This is a genomic window from Chryseobacterium sp. 2TAF14 (assembly GCF_052115105.1).
Taxonomy (GTDB): Bacteria; Bacteroidota; Bacteroidia; order Flavobacteriales; family Weeksellaceae; genus Chryseobacterium.
This window is the reverse complement of sequence record NZ_JBFRGA010000392.1, coordinates 1-353: the sequence shown is the minus strand read 5'-3', so window position 1 is coordinate 353 and position 353 is coordinate 1. Positions and strand designations below refer to the sequence as shown.

The window sequence follows — 353 nt, the reverse complement described above, 5'->3', positions numbered from 1 at the left end:
ATTCTGATCAAACTGTTACTAAAGCCAACTCTTTGAAAGTTACTTCAACTAAGAATTTTAACGTTAAAGTAAAAGCAGGAGGTGCTAATTTTATAAGTGGAACCAACTTAATCCCTGTAAATGTTTTGACAATCAAAGCAGCTGCATCTGCAGGAACAATGGGCGGAACAAAAAGCGCTGTCGTTTTATCTGCAACTGATCAAACTTTGGTATCAAACGCTCCGCTTGGAAGTGCATTGACATTGAATCTGGATTACATGATTCCTTCAGCGAAATCATCATCTTCAGATATTTTAGGTAAACCAGCCGGAACTTACACGCAAACAGTAACTTATACTGCAACGGCTTTATAA

At 37.7% G+C, this 353-nt stretch carries 1 pseudogene; it reads left to right on the top strand.

What is annotated here, in order from left to right:
• A pseudogene (locus AB4Y90_RS18300) lies at positions 1-353 on the top strand (peptidoglycan-binding protein LysM); the annotation flags it as partial.